This window comes from Flavobacterium sp., from assembly GCF_046296355.1.
GTDB lineage: Bacteria > Bacteroidota > Bacteroidia > Flavobacteriales > Flavobacteriaceae > Flavobacterium.
Genome location: NZ_JBKBLM010000002.1, coordinates 92,604 through 111,899, shown reverse-complemented (window position 1 = coordinate 111,899; position 19,296 = coordinate 92,604). Strand labels below are relative to the sequence as shown.

Here is a 19,296-nt window from a genome sequence, read left to right as displayed (position 1 = left end):
AAAAAATAATATACTTTAAAAATTAATTTTTAGAGCTGTCTGAGTGAATTTTTAATTCAAGTTAAATGTATAAATAATTTTCCCTACTTGTTTATCAGGTGCATTTTCATCAGGTTCCCATTTAGTATTCATAGCAGCAACCTTACTAGCTTCTAAAAGACATTTCGAAGTATTAGTAGTTCCTTGAACACCAGCAAAAGCACTAATCACATTTCCATTTCTATCTACAGTAATTTGCACAGCAACTCGTCCTTGTTCTTGACAATTATAATCGGGTTGAGATTTACTTACAGCTTTTCTATTTCCTAAAGAATTTCCCGAACCGTTTCCAATTTCATCCCCACCTTTGTTTCCTAAGATACTCTTTAAAGCATCGTTGGCGTTTTCAGAAATTTTGGATTTAAGCTCAAATGCTTTTATTTTTTTGGCATATTTAATTTTTTTTCCTAAACGGGTTATTGAATATTCAACATCAGGATTATACTCAAAATAATATACAATTCCATTATTAATCTCTACTAAATCTTGTAAATCGACACTAATAAGATCATCATACCAAAATCTCGAAAAGACTTTAATTATGTTGCTGCTTTTTTCATTTTTAACACTGTAAGTGCTCACATATCCGATACTACCGTTCATTGGTTCTTGTACGATGCTAATTTCATCCGAACTATCATTATTTAAGTCTCCTTCATTTACAAGAACAGCTTCATTGAAATCATCCTTAATTGGTTTAATTTTTTTATCACTAAAGTGTATTTCATATATATCAGCAGTTCCGTTTTCAAGAGGATTTCCTTCTCCTTTTTTAATTAGAACTTGAAAGGCATATTCAAATTTCCCATCACCATTAAAATCACCATAAATTTTATTTCCAATTTTATTATTATTCTCTTGGGCAAAGCTATTTCCTAGGAATAAAAAAAATATTAAGGCAGAAAATATTAACTTCATCATATACTTTTTTTAGCTAAAGTAATAAAAATGTATAATATATGCAGTTTCACAAAAGAGGTAAATTATATGCTGTTATTTTCCAAATTTCGTTCAATGGAAAAGCAGGACAAAGAAATAGATAAAACAATTTTACTAATCGCAGAGAAAATAAAAGCTTTGAGAATAGAAAAAGGTTTCACAAGCTATGAAACCTTTGCCTTTACACACGAAATTAATAGAGTACAATATTATAGGATAGAAAGAGGTCAAAATATTACGCTCAAGACTCTTATCAAAGTACTCAAAATTCACAACTTAACTGTGCAAGAATTTTTTAAAGATTTGTAAATTATCCATTAGGTTGGGTTCCCTCGCTTCTAGGAGTGAAATTTACGTTAGTCATAATATCTTTCATTTTGCCTACATTCACACCTGTATAGGCATAAGTTTGACTTAGTTTTTTATGCCCCATCATTTTGGATATATAAAAAACATTTACATTGTTATTGAGTAAGGTAGTCCCGAAAGTATGACGAGCAAGATGGAAATGAAGCGTCTTTTTTATCTCGGCAATTTTCCCAATCGATTTCAAATATCTATTTACAGTCTGGTTTTCAATCTCGGGGAATATTGCATCGTCTTCATTTCTTTTGCTAAAAAATCTACAGATAATTTTTTTGGCTTGAAGATTTACCGGGACTTTTAAATCAACACCGGTTTTAACTTGCTTCAAAGTAATAATCCCGTTTTTGTAATTACTTTTTTTCAACGCTACAACATCACTAAAGCGCATACCGGTATAACAACTGAATAGAAACATGCATCTAGTTAGTTCCAAATGCTTTTTTATAGATAAATCACAAACTTCAATTTGATTAATTTCTGCGGGAGTTAAATATACTTCTCTAGCATTAGGTGATACATTTTGGAAACCTTTCCAAGATTCATTTTTTAGAACTCCCATCTTGACAGCCTCTTTTAAAACAGTTTTCAAGAATTTGATCATGTTGTATCTTCCGCTTTTCGTTTCGATTAAATAATTATCAAAATCAACCATAAAGGCATAATCAACCTCCGAGAGTTTTAAGGTCGGTTTAAAATCTTTGATTTTCTTTTCTAGAGTTACATAATGAACTTGGGTGCTTTCTCTAATATTTAGAAAATGACGTTTACAAAACGATTCATAGAAGTTACTAAAGGCTAAATCTTCTTCAGGTTCGGTTTCTGATTTTCCATTCCAAAAGTTAGAAATGTCAGTTTTGGATAGAGAATTACCCAAACTTTTACTTTGTCGAATAAAATCCTCAAGGTTCTGCTTTTCTTTTTTAATTAAAGCATTCAGATTACCAAAGCCTTTGCCAATACCTAATTCAGTCGTTTTATCCCAATACTTCTCTTCAATGAATTCAGATAGAGATAATTTTTGGGTTACATTATTACGTTGTAGAATAATGTAAATTGGACAAGTTCCATCTTTTCTTAATTTGTCCGTTCGTAAGACCGCTCTCACGGTAAAATAATTTGTTTCCATACTTTTATATTTTGGATTATAATTCTAATAACTCCCAGAAGCTTTTTTTGCTTAGGTAATTTTGAGCTAAAATATAAATAAAAACTGACAAAAATAGTTAATACACTGATTTGCTGAAATTTACAATCACAACTTTAACCTTTATTTAACACAGTTAAATGCGAATTTCCACAGAAATGTGGCTGATTTTGTGATAAAAAAACAAAAAAATATTTTCCATTGAAGTAACTTGATTTGAAGACAACTCAACTAAAATTTACAAGATGCAACCCCTAAGCCATCCCCTGTAGTTTTTCAATTCGCTTAAAGTGTAGTAAATACTGGGAATATTTATTGGAATTCGAGTCCCGTCCAGACCGCTAAAATTGGGAAAGGTTTTCGGAAACGAAAACCTTTTTTGCCCAAAATAGGATTTTAAAATTCTTTTGAGGCTCCAATAAAGTATCTAAGATTAGTTGTGTTGTTTCGCTACGACTTTGTAACTCGTAGCAGGTTTAGTAGTTAGACCAATGAAAAGCTTTCCACTTTATTGTGGATGGCTTTTTTGCTTTGTAGAAGTCTCAAAATGACTAATAATTTTCGCTTTGAAACATTTACGGTCACACTTCGTTTGAGATTGTTTCTTTTTTTTATCTAATTAATTGAAAATTTGTAACTTGCATCGCATTTTGAGTATAAATACTACTCAAAGGTCAATTGTCAATCAACCAAACCAATTTTAAAACATGAAAAAACTTTTACTTGTTTTCGCTTTATTTTTTTCAACCTCCATTTTAGTAGCCCAAAATTTTAATCAGCCTTCACAATTCAACAATGTGTGTGATGATAACAATGACGGAATCGCTGTTTTTTGGCTGGGTGAAATCTCTTTTGAGATCTTAGGGAATTTAAATGCTCAGGATTATGTGATTACCCATCACGAAACTCAGACAGATGCGGCCACAGGTGCCAACGCATTATCAAGTCCGTATTTAAATATTAATCCTTTTACCCAAACTATTTTTGTTAGAATAGTAACAGTAGCTACTAGTGAAGTTACGATTTTGACTTATAATTTAACGGTTAATCCAACACCGGAAGCTCCGAATGTTACAGTAACTAATTGTGCCAGTCTAATCACAAGTTTTCCTTGTTGGGATTTGACTACCGTAATCCCGCAAATATTAAATAGTGATCCGAGTTTGTCAGTTTCTTTTTTTACCACCATGTTCGATGCACAATCCAATGCCAATGCAATCGCCAATACGAGTTGTTTTATAAGTCCGGTTGGAGCACCAACTCAGCCACCTATTTTTTACAGAGTTGAATTTCAAGACACCGGTTGTTTCGCTATCGGAGTAGTTGAATTAATTACTATTACTTGTGAAAACCCAAATTGTCCTGCACCGGAACAATTTTTTATTGATAATATAACTTCGGACTCTATAACCCTTGATTGGGCACAGAGTGCAGGCGCAATATCTTACACGGTAACTTATGAAATTATTGGCGGTCCTATTCAATCCATTAATACTCAGATGGTGAGTTCCGTTACAATTCCTAACCTGCTTTGTGATTCCACTTATGTTTTCTCGGTTAGTGCTAATTGTGGCAATAATGGAACGAGTGCAAGTTCGGCATCAATCACTTATAATACAGGAACTTGCTCACCACTACCCGGACAACCTGTTGATTTAAGACAATGTGTTAATGATAACGGTTTAGCTTGTTTTGATTTTTATACGAACAATGTTTTCATCATGAACACCTTAAATCCGTCAGAATACACCCTTACTTATCACAACTCCCAATCTGATGCTGTAAATGATATTAATCCTTTAACCTCTCCTTACTGTGCTTCAACCTCACAAGCAGTATTTGCCCGATTGGAAAATAATGCCAATCAAACGTATCAAATTTTTGGTTTCTCAGTTATTGTTGAAACAGTTTCCAGTGTAGTTACGCCATTAAATAATATGCAGCAATGTGATGATGACAATGATAGTGTGGTTACTTTTGATTTAACAACAGTTCAGGCACAAATCAATTCAACTAATGCTTTAGAGTATTATCCGAGTTTGGCCAATGCCCAAAATCAAGTCGTTCCATTTAACAATCCTTCTGCTTTAAATATTGGGATCCAAAGTCAGTCAACTGCTGTTTTTGTTAGAGAAATTGTTGTTAATGGTTGTGACAATATTTACAGTTTCCAATTACAGGTTTTTGCCAATTGCAATATTGCATATACTTGTTCTCAAGCCAATTCCCTTTGCAGTGCATTAGGAACAGTTTTTAATAATACTACAAACATACCATCAACAGGAGCGTACGGTTGTTTGTTTACTACGCCAAATCCAACATGGTTTTACTTACCGGTAAGTCAGGCAGGAAACATCACTTTTCAAGTGAATCAAGTGTCTAATAATGGACAACCGTTGGATGTCGATTATATTATGTATGGTCCTTTTACATCGCCTACAGTGGCTTGCGGAAATCAAAGCATGTTGCTTAGTAATGTTGTATCTTGTAGTTATTCTGCTGCGGCAGTAGAATATCCGTTTATTCCAAACGCATTACCGGGTCAATATTATTTATTGATGGTAACTAACTTTAGTAACAATCCCGGATTAATAACCATCACAGAAGCCAACACTACCAATACCGGTGCAATTGACTGTTCAGGATTGCGTTTGAATGCCTTTTTAGATGTTAACAGTAATGGAACACAGGACAACGGAGAACAAAATTTCCCGTTAGGACAATTTACTTATGAAGTCAATAACAATGGAAATGTGCACAACATAGTTTCTCCAACAGGAGTTTATAATATTTATGATACCAACGGTTCTAACTCCTATGATTTGAGTTATACCATTGACCCAAATTATACGGCTTCTTATGCCATAACCACGGCTTCATACAGCAATGTGAATGTGATTATCGGTGGTGGAATGCAAGTCTATAATTTCCCAATAACCGTAACGCAAGCTTATAACGATTTAGCCGTTAATATTATTCCGGTAAATTCACCTAGACCCGGATTTAATTACATCAATAAAATTGTTTATACTAACAATGGCAACCAAACCATAGCTGCTGGAACGGTAACTTTCAATCATGATCCTTTGCTGACAATCTTTACCAATACGCAATCGGGAACAACACCAATTACCAATGGATTTACCTATGATTTTACCAATTTATTGCCTTTTGAATCAAGAGAAATGACGGTAAACATGCAAGTGCCTACGATTCCAACAGTAACTATTGGAGGATTGTTGACCAATACCGCTTCAATTGTTCCGCTAACCGGTGATTTGGTTCCGGCCAACAATTCGGCTACCAACACACAAATTATAATAGGTGCTTATGATCCGAATGATAAAATGGAAGCTCATGGAGAACAAATTTTGCATTCAACATTCACCGCTAACGATTATTTAACTTATACCATTCGTTTTGAAAATACAGGAACGGCCAGCGCAATTAATGTTAGAGTTAATGATGTATTAGATGCCAATTTAGACGAAAATTCTATTCGAATGGTAAGCGCCAGTCACCCATACATCATGGACAGAATTGGAAACAATATTAATTGGCTTTTTGATGATATTATGTTGCCGCCATCTGTGGCCAATACTAACATCGGAAAAGGATATATCACATTCCAAGTGAAGCCAATGGCAGGCTATGCAGTAGGTGATATCATACCGAATACCGCCTCAATTTATTTCGATTTCAATCCGGCCATTGTGACCAATACTTTCAATACGGAGTTTGTACAACAACTGGGTGTTGGCGAATTCGAAAATGCTGATTTTGTTTTCTACCCGAATCCGGTTTCAGATATCGTGACCATTCAAGTGAAAAATGAAGGAACTATTGCCTATATTGCCGTTTCCGATGTGTCGGGTAAAATGATTATGGCTCAAAAACCAACCAATGCGTTATCAATACAAACACTCGATTTGTCGGCGGTTTCCAAAGGCATGTATCTTTTAGAAGTAACAACAGATACTAACCTAAAAGTAGTGAAGAAATTGATAGTCGAATAAATTTTACCTTGCAAATAACAAAGCCTTCTTTCGAGAAGGCTTTTCTTTTTTGGGCAAACCGTAGCTTCGTGAATATAATTTCTTATTTTTGAAACTGTTAATCCGATGGAACCTTACATGAAAAAAGCACTCGCTTTATTTTTACTGACCTTTTGTTTTTCCTGCCAATACTTGGAGAAGAAAGTACCTTCCGAACAAGAATTGCTCGACCAACAAATGAAGGAAATCAATTGGAAAGAGGTCGATGAATATCCATCCGTAGCTGATTGCGAAAAACTGTCCGATGCCAATCAACGCAAACAATGCTTTTTCGACTTTCTAACGGCTACTATTGAGCAAAAATTAGCCATCGATACTTTGGCCACCATGTTCCCAAAATTAGACACCATAGAAGTCAGAGTGACCATTTTGCCCGATGCTACTTTAGAATTCAACCCCGAATTCCCCAAAGATTCCGTAGCCTACGACACCATCAAAATCGACAGTATTCTCCTTGCGCGGTTGATTGATTTTCCTAAAGTAAATCCGGCACTCAAAAGAGGCATTCCGGTAAAGACGCAGTTTGTGCTTCCGGTGATTATTAAGCAGGAATAATCCGGGCTATTTAGAAAACCTTCTGCCTTTCCAAGAAAAGCTGCCAAACAAAGAATAAATCCCAACCAAACTCGAATAAAAAGGATAAATCACGCTGGTCGCTAGAGGTAAAATCCATTGGCCTTTCAGTAAGTATTTGTTGGTTTTATAAAGCAACCAGTAATCTACCAAATATTTAGCCGAAAACACACCAAGCAAAATACTCCAGTCAAATTTCCCAACAAGAGCCAATAGCCAACAGCCAACCAATCCAAGATTCATCAACAACACAATAACCGCTAAAAACTTCGCGTAACCGCTTTGATAGCCTGTAGTTTTACTTGCCCAACGAACGCGTTGCATAAAGAACTCAAACAAATCGTTTTCCGGTTTGGTTTTAACGATACTTTCCGCATTTTTTAGGTAATGAATTTTGTCCAAATGCTTTTTAGTGGCTTTTTGCAACAAGAAAACATCATCGCCACTTGCATTTTTGGAAATCCCTTCAAAACCACCAATTTCTCTAAAGAGTTTTTTGGTATAAGCAAAATTGGCACCATTACACATAAACGGTTTTCCAATCCCAAAGCTGCCTATCGTAGTGCCTTGCAAACTCAACAAATCCAACTGCTGGAATTTATGAAACCAGTTGTTTTTGGTGTTGTATTTCACCGCTCCGACTATCATTTCAGGTTGGTGTTTTTGAATGTAATTGTCCAACGTAAGTAGCCAGTTTTTATTCACTGTACAATCAGCATCCGTAGTGATAATCCAATCGTGTTTGATGATGGGAACCGCTCGTCCGATGGCATCTTTTTTCGGTGAATTCGATAAACGTAAATTTTCCAAAAGTGTAGTATCCAAAAATTCATGGTCCAAACGCCATTTGATACAAATACGCTCCGAACTGTCGGTCGAAAAATCATCCACCATCACAATTTCAATTAACTTATAAGGATAATTCAGTTTAGAAAACGATTGTAATAGTTTGGGTAAATTTTGCTCCTCATTGCGAAAAGGAACAATGATAGAGAAAGCCGTTTTGGGTTCAACCTGTGTTCTTTTGAAAGTTTTGACTTTGTCATAACCCAAAATCAATTGGATCATAAGCATAACATAAACAACTAAAATCAGGTAAAGCACAATTGTGATTAATTCCATTTGGGTTTAAATTTTAAGACAAAATAACTTCCGATAACCACCGGCAACACTACATTCAAAAACCACATCAGTGTAGAAATGAAAACGACTATCCATTCGTTAACGCCCAACTTTTCGAAGAAAAAAAGCGCCACACTTCCTTTTACGGCAAAATCCAAAAACTGAAAACTCGGTAAAGAAGAAGCCAAAAAATAAACCGCCGCAATCGAAGCCATCATCGTTAGATAAGGTAAATCTACATCAAAAGCCAGAAATAAAAAATAGTATTGGTGCGAAAAAACCAAATAACGGCCAATAGCCAAAAAGATGTTTTTTCGGTGAATAGTCTTTGGGATTTCGTTGATTTTGGATAAAAGTTTCTCGATAGAATAGCCTTTGACTTTGAGTGATTTTGTCAAAAAAGAAATGCCCAAAAACACAATACAAATACCAATAATACCCAAAGCCCAAAACTCATAACCCAAAGTCCATAACCCAATCGTTCCGAAAATAATCGTCAAAATCATTTGAATGCCGTTGCAAATGAGGTTCAGAAAAATAACTTTTTTGGTTTTCTTTTTGTCAAAATACAAAGCTTTACCGGCATATTCTCCTAAACCATTTGGGGTAAAAATTCCGGCAGTCAGAGCTCCAAGCACTTGTTTGGTCGATTCGCTAACGGAAATAGGTCGGATAAAAGAAACCAAGTTTTGCCACTTTAGGATTTCCAAAAAACGATTGGCAACACTAAACGAAAGCAAAAATAATATGCCTAAAAAAGATTGTTTCTCTTCGAGCAAAAGAAAGAATTTTGTCCAATCAAGTTGGTCATTGTTTTTTAATTCTCCATAAATAAAATAAAAGGAAAGCAAAACGATAGTTAGCTTGACAATAAATAAAAAGTATTTATTTCGGAGAAGATTTTTCATACCGCAAAGTAACGGATATCCTGATTTGAATCCTAAAATATCTATTAATCATAAACTTAGGTCTGAAAAATTGTTTTTTTGAAAAAAATACATATTTTTACGCCTTTGATTAAAAATTCCTTTAAAAACTACTAAAACAACCCGAAAAAAACTAAAATTAGCGATGAAAAAAATTACAATTCTGCTTCTTATTTTGACAAGTTTCATTGGTTATTCTCAAAAATCAAAAGCTTGGGAAGCCACAACACGTCAAAATATCGAGCCTTTAAAGCAGGTTCAACGTTCGACATTTCCAAATGAATACCGACTTTATAATGCTCAGTTGGCTGAAATCAAATCGGCTTTACAATCCGCTCCAAACAGATTGACCACTAACCAATCAAATATTATCATTACGGTTCCGAATGTAAGTGGTACTACAGAGCGTTTTCAAATGTTTGAATTTTCAAATTTTTCACCAGGATTGCAAATGCAATTTCCAAATATTCGCTCTTACATAGGTGTTGGAATTGATGATACCAAAGCACAAATTAGACTTAGTATGGATGATAGCGGTATGCAAGCTATGATTTTCAGAACTGGAAGGCGAAACGAATTTATCGAACCTTATTCGGTTGATGGGAATGTTTATGCAGTTTATCAATCGAGCAGAGAAAATGGCGGATTGCCGTTTACTTGTTCAACTGTTGATGTAAATCTTTCTAATAGTCTGCAAAGACAAAATTCATTGTCACCTTCTTCAAATTCAGGAGAATTGCTTATTTTCAGATTGGCCTTGTCTTGTAATGGAGAATATACGGCATATTTTGGAGGTACAGTGGCTAATGCTTTGGCAGCTATGAATGCTACAATGACAAGAGTGAATGGAGTATTTGAAAAAGATTTGGCCATTCACATGAATTTGATTGACAACAATGCATTGGTTATTTATACAAATGCCGGTACTGATCCATACACTACGATGGCCAATTGGAACAACCAATTGCAAACAACCTTAACCAATATGATTGGGGAAGATAATTATGATGTAGGACATATGTTCGGTTCTACCGGTGGTGGAGGAAATGCCGGTTGTATCGGTTGTGTATGTGTTGACGGTATAAAAGGTAGAGGAATTACATCGCCTTCCAATGGTGTACCAATGGGAGATACCTTTGATATTGATTATGTAGCTCACGAATTAGGACATCAGTTTGGTGGAAATCATACTTTTTCTCAAAATGTAGAAGGCAGTGGTGTAAATGTAGAAGTGGGTTCGGGATCAACCATCATGGGATATGCCGGTATCACAGCACAAGATGTTCAGCCTAATTCTGATGCTTATTTTGTATACGCTTCCATCAAGCAAATTGAAGACAATATGGTAGGTAAAACTTGTCCAACCAGAATTACTTTGACCAATGTTGCCCCAGTGGTTAGCGAAGGTTTAGATTATACTATTCCAAAAAGCACGCCTTTTATCTTAACCGGAACGGCAACTGATGCTAATGGTGATTCACTGACTTACTGTTGGGAACAAAACGATTCTGCCACCAATCAAACCGGTGCAGCTAGTGCAGCGTCAGCTACTAAAACAGGCGGACCAAACTGGCGTTCTTACAACCCGAATACTTCACCAAGCAGGTATTTCCCGCCTTTGGCTAGAGTGATTGCTAATCAATCTACTACACAAGGAACAGATATTCTTGTAGAAGCATTGAGTTCAGTAGCCAGAACATTAAACTTTGTTTTAACCGTAAGAGATAATTATGCTGGTGCTGGTCAAACCGCTACAGATGGTATGACAGTTACAGTAAACGGAACTGCCGGACCATTCTTAGTATCAGAACCAAACACTGCGGTTAGCTGGACTGTTGGGACGAATCAAAATGTAACATGGGCTGTCGCAGGAACTACAGCAAACGGCGTAAACGCACAATATGTAGATATTTACCTTTCTACCGATGGAGGAAATACATATCCTATTTTATTGGCCAGTAAAGTACCAAATGATGGTTCGGAAACGATAACCGTACCTAATAATGTTGGAACGACTAACAGAGTAATGGTTAGAGGATACAGACATATTTTTTATGATATTTCTAATGCCAACTTTACCATAGCAGCTCCAACTTCTTCATTCGCTATAGCTTTTAGTGGTGTGGCTGAAGAACAAAACAAACAAATTTGTACGGGTAGTACGGTATCTTATACTTTCCCGTATTCAACTTATGCAGGTTTCAGTGGTACAACCAATTTTACGGTTACCGGTCATCCTGCCGGAACTACGGCAACTTTGACGCCAAGTAGTCTTTCGGCAAATGGAAATGTAACGCTAACTATCAGTAATACAGGTGCCGGAACGCCGGGATTCTATTCAATGGTAGTTACAGCAACTTCAGGAGCAACAACCAGAACAGTACCATTTTACTTAGAGTTATTTAATTCTAACTTCCCAACACAAGGATTAACCTATCCCGGACATTTACAAATTGGTATTCCAACAACGATTACCCTAACATGGCCTGCCAATTCAAATGCTACTATGTATGATGTTCAAGTGGCTACGGATGATAATTTTAGTAATATTGTTGCTTCTGCTACCGTTACAACCAATTCTTATAATGTGACAGGATTGTTAGATTCAACTCAATATGTATGGAGAGTTTTACCAAAAAACAATTCTTGTGTAGGTAATTATAGTGCCGCTAATCTGTTTAAAACCGGACAGCCTGATTGTACTGTTTTCAGTTCAACTAACGTGCCTATAAACATTCCAACTACAGCAAACGTAACAGCTAATTCAACACTAAATGTTGCTTCAACCAATGTTATTTCTGATGTAAATGTAACCATGAATATTGCTCATACTTGGGTAAACGATATGACTATTACATTAATAAGCCCTACAGGAACGCAGGTGCAACTAGTTGTTCAACCTTGTACCAGTGATAGTTTGTCTAATATCAACGCTACTTTTGATGATTCGGGAATTCCTTTAGTTTGTGAAACCAATCCGGCCATTTCGGGAACTATTCAACCTATTCAATCGTTAACGGCTTTCAATGGTCAAACCATGAACGGCGTTTGGACGTTGAGAGTTTTAGACTCGTTCAACCAAGATGGTGGTGCCATCAATAGCTGGAGTTTAAGATTGTGTAGTACTGTTGCAGTTCCGCTTAGTGTTGAAGAAAATTCTATTCAAAATTTCAGTTTGTATCCAAATCCAAATAACGGAGATTTCAACATTCAATTCAATTCGACTTCATCTGAAAAAATTGAACTTTCAATATATGACGTAAGAGGAAGACAAATTTATTTGAATACTTATACCAATAATGGATTCTTTAATGAAAATATACAATTAAACAATTTACAGTCGGGCATTTACTTGGTTAAAGTAAAAGACGGTAAAAATGAAATTACTAAGAAATTCATCAAGCAATAATTGGTGAAAGTTAAATAAAAGAAAGGTCGTTTTTTAACGGCCTTTTTTCATGGAATCCATTAATTGTTTTCCTATTTTTACCAAAATAAATCATCGCATTTTGGCCAACGAACGCATCATATTAGGCATTGACCCCGGAACAACTATTATGGGTTTTGGATTGATTAAAGTTGTCAATAAAAAAATGGAATTCATTCAATTGAATGAACTCATTTTAAGCAAATATGATGACCATTACACCAAACTGAAAGTGATTTTTGAGCGAACTATCGAGCTTATAGAAACCCATCATCCAGATGAAATTGCGATTGAAGCACCTTTTTTCGGAAAGAATGTGCAATCGATGTTGAAACTCGGAAGAGCGCAAGGTGTTGCAATGGCAGCCGGTTTATCGCGTCAAATTCCCATCACCGAATACGAACCCAAAAAAATAAAAATGGCCATCACCGGAAACGGAAATGCCAGCAAAGAACAAGTAGCCAAAATGCTCCAACAACTTTTAGGCTTAAAAGAATTACCCAAAAATCTCGATTCCACAGACGGTTTAGCCGCAGCGGTTTGCCATTTTTTCAACTCAGGAAAAGTGACTGGAACTAAGAGTTATACCGGTTGGGATGCTTTTGTAAAACAGAATGAAGAACGAATAAAAAAATAGTTTGCAGTTTTCAGTGTTTAGTAATTAGTTCTGACCACTGACCACTGACCACTGACCACTAAAATGAGCGGCATCTACATCCATATTCCTTTCTGTAAACAAGCCTGTCATTACTGTGACTTTCATTTTTCGACTTCCTTAAAGAAAAAAGACGAAATGGTTTTGGCTTTAGCCAAAGAAATTGCCTTGCGAAAAGATGAGTTTAAGGATGAAGTTGTTGAAACCATTTACTTCGGTGGCGGAACTCCGAGTATTTTGCAGACTTCAGATTTGCGATTGTTGATTGATACAGTTTTCCAAAATTACAAAGTCGCCGACAATCCCGAAATCACGGTCGAAGCCAATCCGGATGACCTTACAGAAACCCGAATAACCGAATTGGCGAATAACCAAATCAACCGCTTGTCCATCGGAATCCAATCTTTTTTTGAAGACGATTTGAAACTGATGAATCGCGCACACAATGTGGCTGAAGCCAAAAAATGTCTGGAAATTGCCACCAAGTATTTCGATAACATCACCATCGATTTGATCTACGGCATGCCCAACATGAGCAACGAAAAATGGCTTCAGAACATCGAAACGGCTTTGTCGTATAACATTCCGCACATTTCGAGTTATGCGCTCACTGTTGAGCCGAAAACCGCATTACATAAGTTTATAAAGCAAGGTGTAATTCCGCAACTCGATGATGAATTAGCGCAGGAGCATTTTAATTTATTGGTGGACAAACTCGAAGAAAATGGTTTTATCCATTATGAGTTGTCCAATTTTGGAAAAGAAAACTATTTTTCCAAAAACAATTCTAGTTATTGGTTGGGCAAAAAATATATCGGAATCGGTCCGTCAGCACACAGTTATGATGGCGAAAAACGAGGTTGGAATGTGTCCAATAACTCGCTTTACCTAAAATCTTTAGCCGAAAATAAAGTCCCGATTGAAACCGAAACCTTAACCAAAACCGACCGCTACAACGAATACATCATGACCGGTTTGCGCACGATTTGGGGTGTTTCTTTAGATAGAATCGAAACCGAGTTTGGGCCAAAATATTTAGACTATCTCAACCAACAATCCGCCAAATACATCGAAGACCATTTGCTTTTTGTAGACGACAATATTTTGCGAACTACCAAAAGCGGCAAGTTTTTGGGAGACGGAATTGCAAGTGATTTGTTTTTGCTAAATTTGGAGTAAAATCTATTCCATTGAAAGCAGTAATCAATAATACATTCCAAATCGATTTATCAAAACCGATTGATATTTCCCTTCCATTATCTAATACGGATGCCAATCCGATTGCGTGGTATATCGAAAAACCCGAAATTAAACCGGTAAAATTCGGAGATTGGGTTGGAAAAGTTTCCGAAGGCAGTTCGACCAATTTCAATAATATTTTCTTCAATCCTCACGGACACGGGACACACACCGAATGTCTCGGGCATATCACTAAAGAATTTTACAGTATTAACCAATGTTTGAAACAGTTTTTCTTTACTGCCGAATTGATTTCGATTGAACCCGAAAGCATAGTAGATGATTTGATTATTACTAAATTTCAAATAGTGTCCGCTTTAGGAAGTAAAATACCTGAAGCTATTGTCATTCGGACCTTACCTAATGGGACTAACAAAAAACACAAAAACTATTCTAATACCAATCCGCCATATTTAGCCGAAGACGCAGCGATTTTTATTCGCGAAAGCGGAATCAAGCACTTGTTGATTGATTTGCCAAGCGTAGATAGGGAAGAAGACGAAGGAAGACTATTGGCACACAAAGCTTTTTGGAATGTAAAAAATGTCGATAATCTCAATACAGATGCGAGATTGGATTCCACGATTACCGAAATGATTTATGTAAACGATGAAATCCAAGACGGAGGTTACATTCTCAATATTCAAATTGCTTCGTTTGAAAATGACGCCTCGCCAAGCAAACCGGTTTTGTATAGAATTGAATACTAAAAAATGAATATCCAACAGCTTTACGAATTCTGTCTTTCCAAAAAAGCAGTAACCGAGCACTTTCCGTTTGACGAAGACACTTTGGTGTTTAAAGTCGGTGGCAAAATGTTTTGTCTGACATCGTTAAAGGAATGGGAAAAAGGAACGCCTGCGCTCAATTTAAAATGTGATCCGGAACGTGGTGAAGAACTTCGGGCTGAATTCGAGGCGATACAACCCGGTTATCACATGAGCAAAATCCATTGGAATACCATAAGTTTTAACAGCGATGTTTCTGATAAAATGATGTGTGAACTGATTAATCATTCCTATGAATTGGTTTTCAAAAGTTTGACCAAAAAAAGTCAAAACGAAATTCTCGAAAATGAGAATTAGGCATTACTTTTGCTAAAAATATTGCGTCAAATTAAAACACAAACCATGTTAGACAATTTAAAGAAGATATTAAACGAAGACCAAGACCCAAAAGCGATCGAGAAAATCACCAATAAGTTGGATAATTTATTAATGTCAAACGAACATATCGGTTACATTGCGGTACAAAAAAAGCCTGCGGTAAACATGTTTCCTGATAGTATTGTTGTAACCAATAAAAGAATCATCCTTTGCAAGCCTAAAAATTTAGGTTTATCGATGGAATTCATTGATTATGATTGGGATGATATAGAAGCCAGTTTTGTAAAAGAAGGCATTTTAGGAGCCGATTTTACGTTTTCTACAAAATCAGATTTAACGCATACGGTTGATTATTTACCCAAAAATCAAGCGCGAAAATTATACACTTTTGCCAAAGAACAATTGGATTTATTAAAACATCCAAAAGTGGAAACGCTAATTATTGAGCAACCCAAAGCTGAGGTTATTGAAGAACCACAAGTCGTTGAAGAAGCAGAAGTTATTGAAGATGTAGCTACCGAAGAAGTAACCAATTATGCCGAAATTATTCCGGTAGAGCAATCGGGTTACCGTGATGAAAAGCAATTTCCGGATGATAAATCAGGTTTGGCCGAGTTATCGCAAGACGAGTTGTTCGAAAAATTACAGAACTACAAAAAGTTGTTAGATAACGGCTTGATTCTTCAAGGCGAATATGATAACTACAAAAAAGAGATTTTGAGCCATATGTAATTTAAGGCAATAGTGATAAGGCAAAAGGCAATAGTTAAGTAATTATTTAACTATTGCCTTTTTTACTTTTGCCTAATGCCTACTACATCGACTTCTTCTGCTTATCCACAAAACCATCCGCTTGAAGCTTGAGCAATTCGATAGCGCCTTTTTTCTTGTAGTTGTAGATTTCTTTGTCGTCGCGAATGTCGGCATAGACTTTATCGTAGATTTCCGCATCGGTTTTTTTCTGCAATTCGCTTTGATAACGGTTTTGCTCAATTACGTTTTTGATGCCCATTTCTTGGTCTTCTTGTTTCAAATCGTATTCACCTTTTGGCGATAATAATTTGGCAAAAATCGGTGAAGTTTCAATCGCTAAAAATAGTAACATGATAAAGAACGAAGGCAACCAAGGTAATTTCCCTAAAGCATTAATTCTCGCCATTAAACCGTCGAAACTGTCAATAATGGGTTGGCTATCAGATACTTTTTTGTCTAAATCACTTTGAAGTGTTTTAGCCCTAATCTCTTTATCGGCTATGATTTTGGCACTATTGATTTTCAATGAATCCAATTGTTTGGTTGCCAAATCATGGGCAGCACGTTTCTCTTTATAAATAGGTCCTTTTCCCATTTTCTTGGTTCCGGCTGAGCCTTCCGCTTCGGTGATGTAGGAATCGTATAAGGCTGAAACTTCTTTTTCTTTTTTGGCAATCGAGGATTTTAAACTGTCGATTTCAGCTTTGTTTTGATCGACATCGCCTTTGAAATAATTGGTCACCTGATTTTTATTGGCGATGGCCATTTCATTTTTCTCCTTTAATAAAACGGTATTGATTTCTTTTTCAAAAATTTTGATTTCCAAAGGTTTCGAAATCACGATAGCAATAATAATCGCCAACACAATTCGCGGTGAAGCTTGGATGAATTCGTCTAAAAAACTATCTCTTTTTTTGATGGTAGAAACAATAAATCTATCCAAATTGAAAATTAAAAATCCCCAAATTAGTCCAAAGAAAACTGCGGTATAAATATTGTCAAAAACAGTGTAAAGGGCATAACTACCGGCTATAAAAGCCATAACTGCTGTAAAAAATACCGTGGCTCCGATGCCGGCGTATTTGTTTTGTTCACCATTGGAACAAGAGTTCACTATGTCAGTGTCGACACCGGAACAAAGGAGGAAGAAACGTTTTAACATGATGATTGATTTTACTCCGAAACGGGTTCGGATGATTTTGATGATTGATGATTATACAAATATAACGCCAAAAGTTTTAGTTTATTGTAAGGCGTTGATTTTTAATAAAAAATCCGCTCAATCAAAAAGAAAGAGCAGATTAATAATTTGTGAATCTGTGGTTAACTATTTTGAAAGTTCCACAAAATATTTATAAAACAATGGAATCGTTTCAATGCCTTTCAAGTAATTGAAAACTCCGAAATGCTCATTCGGCGAGTGTATCGCATCAGAATCTAAACCAAAACCCATTAGAATTGTTTTAGATTTTAATTCTTTCTCAAACAAAGCCACAATCGGAATACTTCCTCCTGAACGCACCGGAATCGCTTGAACTCCGAAGGTTTCGGTATAAGCTTTATTGGCTGCTTTATACCCAATGCTGTCAATAGGTGTTACATAACCTTGTCCGCCATGATGTGGTGTAACTTTCACCTTCACCGCTTTTGGCGCAATACTTTCAAAATGGTTTTTGAACAATTCTGTGATTTCTTCCCAGTCTTGGTTTGGTACCAAACGCATTGAGATTTTGGCGTAAGCTTTACTGGCGATAACCGTTTTCGCACCTTCACCGGTGTAGCCACCCCAAATTCCGTTAACGTCTAAGGTTGGACGAATGGAGTTTCTTTCATTGGTCACATAACCCGATTCACCATAAATATCGGCGATGTCTAAGGCTTGTTTGTATTTGTCTAACGAGAAAGGTGCTTTCGCCATTTCTGCTCTTTCGGCAGCCGAAAGTTCTTGTACTTTGGCATAAAATCCCGGAATAGTAATGTGGTTGTTTTCATCATGCAACGAAGCGATCATTTTGGTCAACACATTGATTGGATTAGCCACAGCGCCGCCATATAAACCTGAATGTAAATCGCGATTTGGTCCGGTAACTTCTACTTCAACATAACTCAAACCACGCAAACCGGTTGTGATACTCGGTTGTTGATTGGAAATCATTCCCGTATCGGAAATTAAAATCACGTCGCAGCTTAGTTTTTCTTGGTTTCTTTCAACGAACCAACCTAAACTTTTTGACCCCACTTCTTCTTCGCCTTCAATCATAAACTTAACGTTACACGGAAGTGAATTACTTTGAATCATGTATTCAAAAGCCTTTACGTGCATGTACATTTGACCTTTGTCATCACAAGCACCACGTGCAAAAATCGCGCCTTCAGGATGAATTTCGGTAGTTTTGATTACGGGTTCAAATGGTGGCGATGTCCATAAATCGATTGGATCCGGTGGTTGTACATCGTAATGACCGTAAACCAAAACTGTTGGTAAATTCTTGTCGATAATGTGTTCTCCGAAAACAATCGGATAACCCGGTGTTTCACAGATTTCCACAAATTTACAACCGGCTTTTTCCAAGCTGGCTTTTACGGCATCGGCAGTGTTGATTACTTCTTGGGCATAAGCGCTGTCGGCACTTACAGATGGGATTTTAAGGAGTTCAATTAACTCGTTTATAAAACGTTCTTTGTTTTGTTGAACGTAGTTTTTTATGTTGTCCATGGGTTTAAATTTGTTGTGCCTCAAAAGTACAAAATTGGGCGTAATTTTTTTTAATAAATTTCCTTTGAAAGTTTGAAGTTATGATTATATTTGCACTCACCATTTTGCGGGTATGGCGAAATTGGTAGACGTGCCAGACTTAGGATCTGGTGCCGCAAGGCGTGTAGGTTCGAGTCCTATTACCCGCACAGAAAGTCCGAAATGAAAGTTTCGGACTTTTTTTGTTACATAGGACG

The 19,296-nt window shown here is 36.3% G+C and carries 15 protein-coding genes and 1 tRNA gene; 10 read left to right on the top strand and 6 right to left on the bottom strand.

The features are described from left to right. Positions 1 to 51: 51 nt before the first annotated feature. A complete protein-coding gene (locus tag ACK4HO_RS02445) occupies positions 52 to 960 on the bottom strand; it encodes an energy transducer TonB (RefSeq protein ID WP_409662079.1) in 909 nt (302 codons plus the stop codon). Between the two features lie 93 nt (positions 961 to 1,053). Here ACK4HO_RS02445 and ACK4HO_RS02440 point away from each other — a divergent pair, with 93 nt between their 5' ends. Then, a complete protein-coding gene (locus tag ACK4HO_RS02440; protein WP_409662076.1) occupies positions 1,054 to 1,287 on the top strand; it encodes a helix-turn-helix domain-containing protein in 234 nt (77 codons plus the stop codon). 1 nt (position 1,288) lies between these two features. On the opposite strand, the gene ACK4HO_RS02435 is transcribed toward ACK4HO_RS02440, so the two are convergent. After that, the gene (locus ACK4HO_RS02435) at positions 1,289 to 2,470 is read right to left on the bottom strand and encodes a site-specific integrase (RefSeq protein WP_409662073.1); all 1,182 of its coding nucleotides are present in this window, start codon (positions 2,468 to 2,470) and stop codon (positions 1,289 to 1,291) included. A 725-nt stretch (positions 2,471 to 3,195) separates the two neighbouring features. Between ACK4HO_RS02435 and ACK4HO_RS02430 the strand changes: the two genes are divergently transcribed. Together ACK4HO_RS02430 and ACK4HO_RS02425 are read left to right on the top strand one after the other, a co-directional pair. Next, the gene (locus tag ACK4HO_RS02430; protein WP_409662070.1) at positions 3,196 to 6,504 is read left to right on the top strand and encodes a T9SS type A sorting domain-containing protein; all 3,309 of its coding nucleotides are present in this window, start codon (positions 3,196 to 3,198) and stop codon (positions 6,502 to 6,504) included. Positions 6,505 to 6,621: 117 nt separating this feature from the next. Continuing rightward, entirely contained in the window at positions 6,622 to 7,098 is a 477-nt protein-coding gene (locus tag ACK4HO_RS02425; RefSeq protein WP_409662067.1) for a hypothetical protein, read from the top strand. Positions 7,099 to 7,104: 6 nt separating this feature from the next. Here ACK4HO_RS02425 and ACK4HO_RS02420 read toward each other — a convergent pair whose 3' ends face one another. Together ACK4HO_RS02420 and ACK4HO_RS02415 are read right to left on the bottom strand one after the other, a co-directional pair. Beyond that, complete coding sequence (locus tag ACK4HO_RS02420; protein ID WP_409662065.1) at positions 7,105 to 8,238, bottom strand: glycosyltransferase family 2 protein; 1,134 nt, start codon at positions 8,236 to 8,238, stop codon at positions 7,105 to 7,107. Then, complete coding sequence (locus ACK4HO_RS02415) at positions 8,229 to 9,146, bottom strand: hypothetical protein (RefSeq protein WP_409662062.1); 918 nt, start codon at positions 9,144 to 9,146, stop codon at positions 8,229 to 8,231. Before ACK4HO_RS02415 ends, ACK4HO_RS02420 begins: the two co-directional genes overlap by 10 nt. Positions 9,147 to 9,309: 163 nt before the next feature. Between ACK4HO_RS02415 and ACK4HO_RS02410 the strand changes: the two genes are divergently transcribed. From ACK4HO_RS02410 to ACK4HO_RS02385, 6 genes are all read left to right on the top strand, one after another. Next, on the top strand, positions 9,310 to 12,573 hold the full coding sequence (locus ACK4HO_RS02410; protein ID WP_409662059.1) for a reprolysin-like metallopeptidase: 3,264 nt from the start codon (positions 9,310 to 9,312) through the stop codon (positions 12,571 to 12,573). 100 nt (positions 12,574 to 12,673) lie between these two features. Further along, complete coding sequence (ruvC, locus tag ACK4HO_RS02405; protein WP_236397826.1) at positions 12,674 to 13,228, top strand: crossover junction endodeoxyribonuclease RuvC; 555 nt, start codon at positions 12,674 to 12,676, stop codon at positions 13,226 to 13,228. 63 nt (positions 13,229 to 13,291) lie between these two features. After that, on the top strand, positions 13,292 to 14,425 hold the full coding sequence (hemW, locus tag ACK4HO_RS02400; RefSeq protein WP_409662056.1) for a radical SAM family heme chaperone HemW: 1,134 nt from the start codon (positions 13,292 to 13,294) through the stop codon (positions 14,423 to 14,425). 11 nt (positions 14,426 to 14,436) lie between these two features. Beyond that, entirely contained in the window at positions 14,437 to 15,195 is a 759-nt protein-coding gene (locus tag ACK4HO_RS02395; RefSeq protein WP_409662053.1) for a cyclase family protein, read from the top strand. Between the two features lie 3 nt (positions 15,196 to 15,198). Then, positions 15,199 to 15,570 carry an MmcQ/YjbR family DNA-binding protein gene (locus ACK4HO_RS02390; protein WP_409662050.1) on the top strand — a complete coding sequence of 124 codons (372 nt, stop codon included), beginning with the start codon at positions 15,199 to 15,201 and terminating at the stop codon, positions 15,568 to 15,570. Positions 15,571 to 15,615: 45 nt separating this feature from the next. Next, positions 15,616 to 16,323, top strand: coding sequence for a PH domain-containing protein (locus ACK4HO_RS02385; protein WP_409662048.1), 708 nt, complete (start codon positions 15,616 to 15,618; stop codon positions 16,321 to 16,323). 82 nt (positions 16,324 to 16,405) lie between these two features. On the opposite strand, the gene ACK4HO_RS02380 is transcribed toward ACK4HO_RS02385, so the two are convergent. Both ACK4HO_RS02380 and ACK4HO_RS02375 read right to left on the bottom strand, forming a co-directional pair. After that, positions 16,406 to 17,506, bottom strand: a complete 1,101-nt coding sequence (locus ACK4HO_RS02380; protein ID WP_409662045.1) for a DUF4407 domain-containing protein — start codon at positions 17,504 to 17,506, stop codon at positions 16,406 to 16,408. A gap of 165 nt (positions 17,507 to 17,671) precedes the next feature. Beyond that, entirely contained in the window at positions 17,672 to 19,060 is a 1,389-nt protein-coding gene (locus ACK4HO_RS02375) for a dipeptidase (protein ID WP_409662042.1), read from the bottom strand. Positions 19,061 to 19,166: 106 nt separating this feature from the next. Here ACK4HO_RS02375 and ACK4HO_RS02370 point away from each other — a divergent pair. Beyond that, a tRNA-Leu gene (locus ACK4HO_RS02370) sits at positions 19,167 to 19,248 on the top strand. Positions 19,249 to 19,296 lie beyond the last annotated feature (48 nt).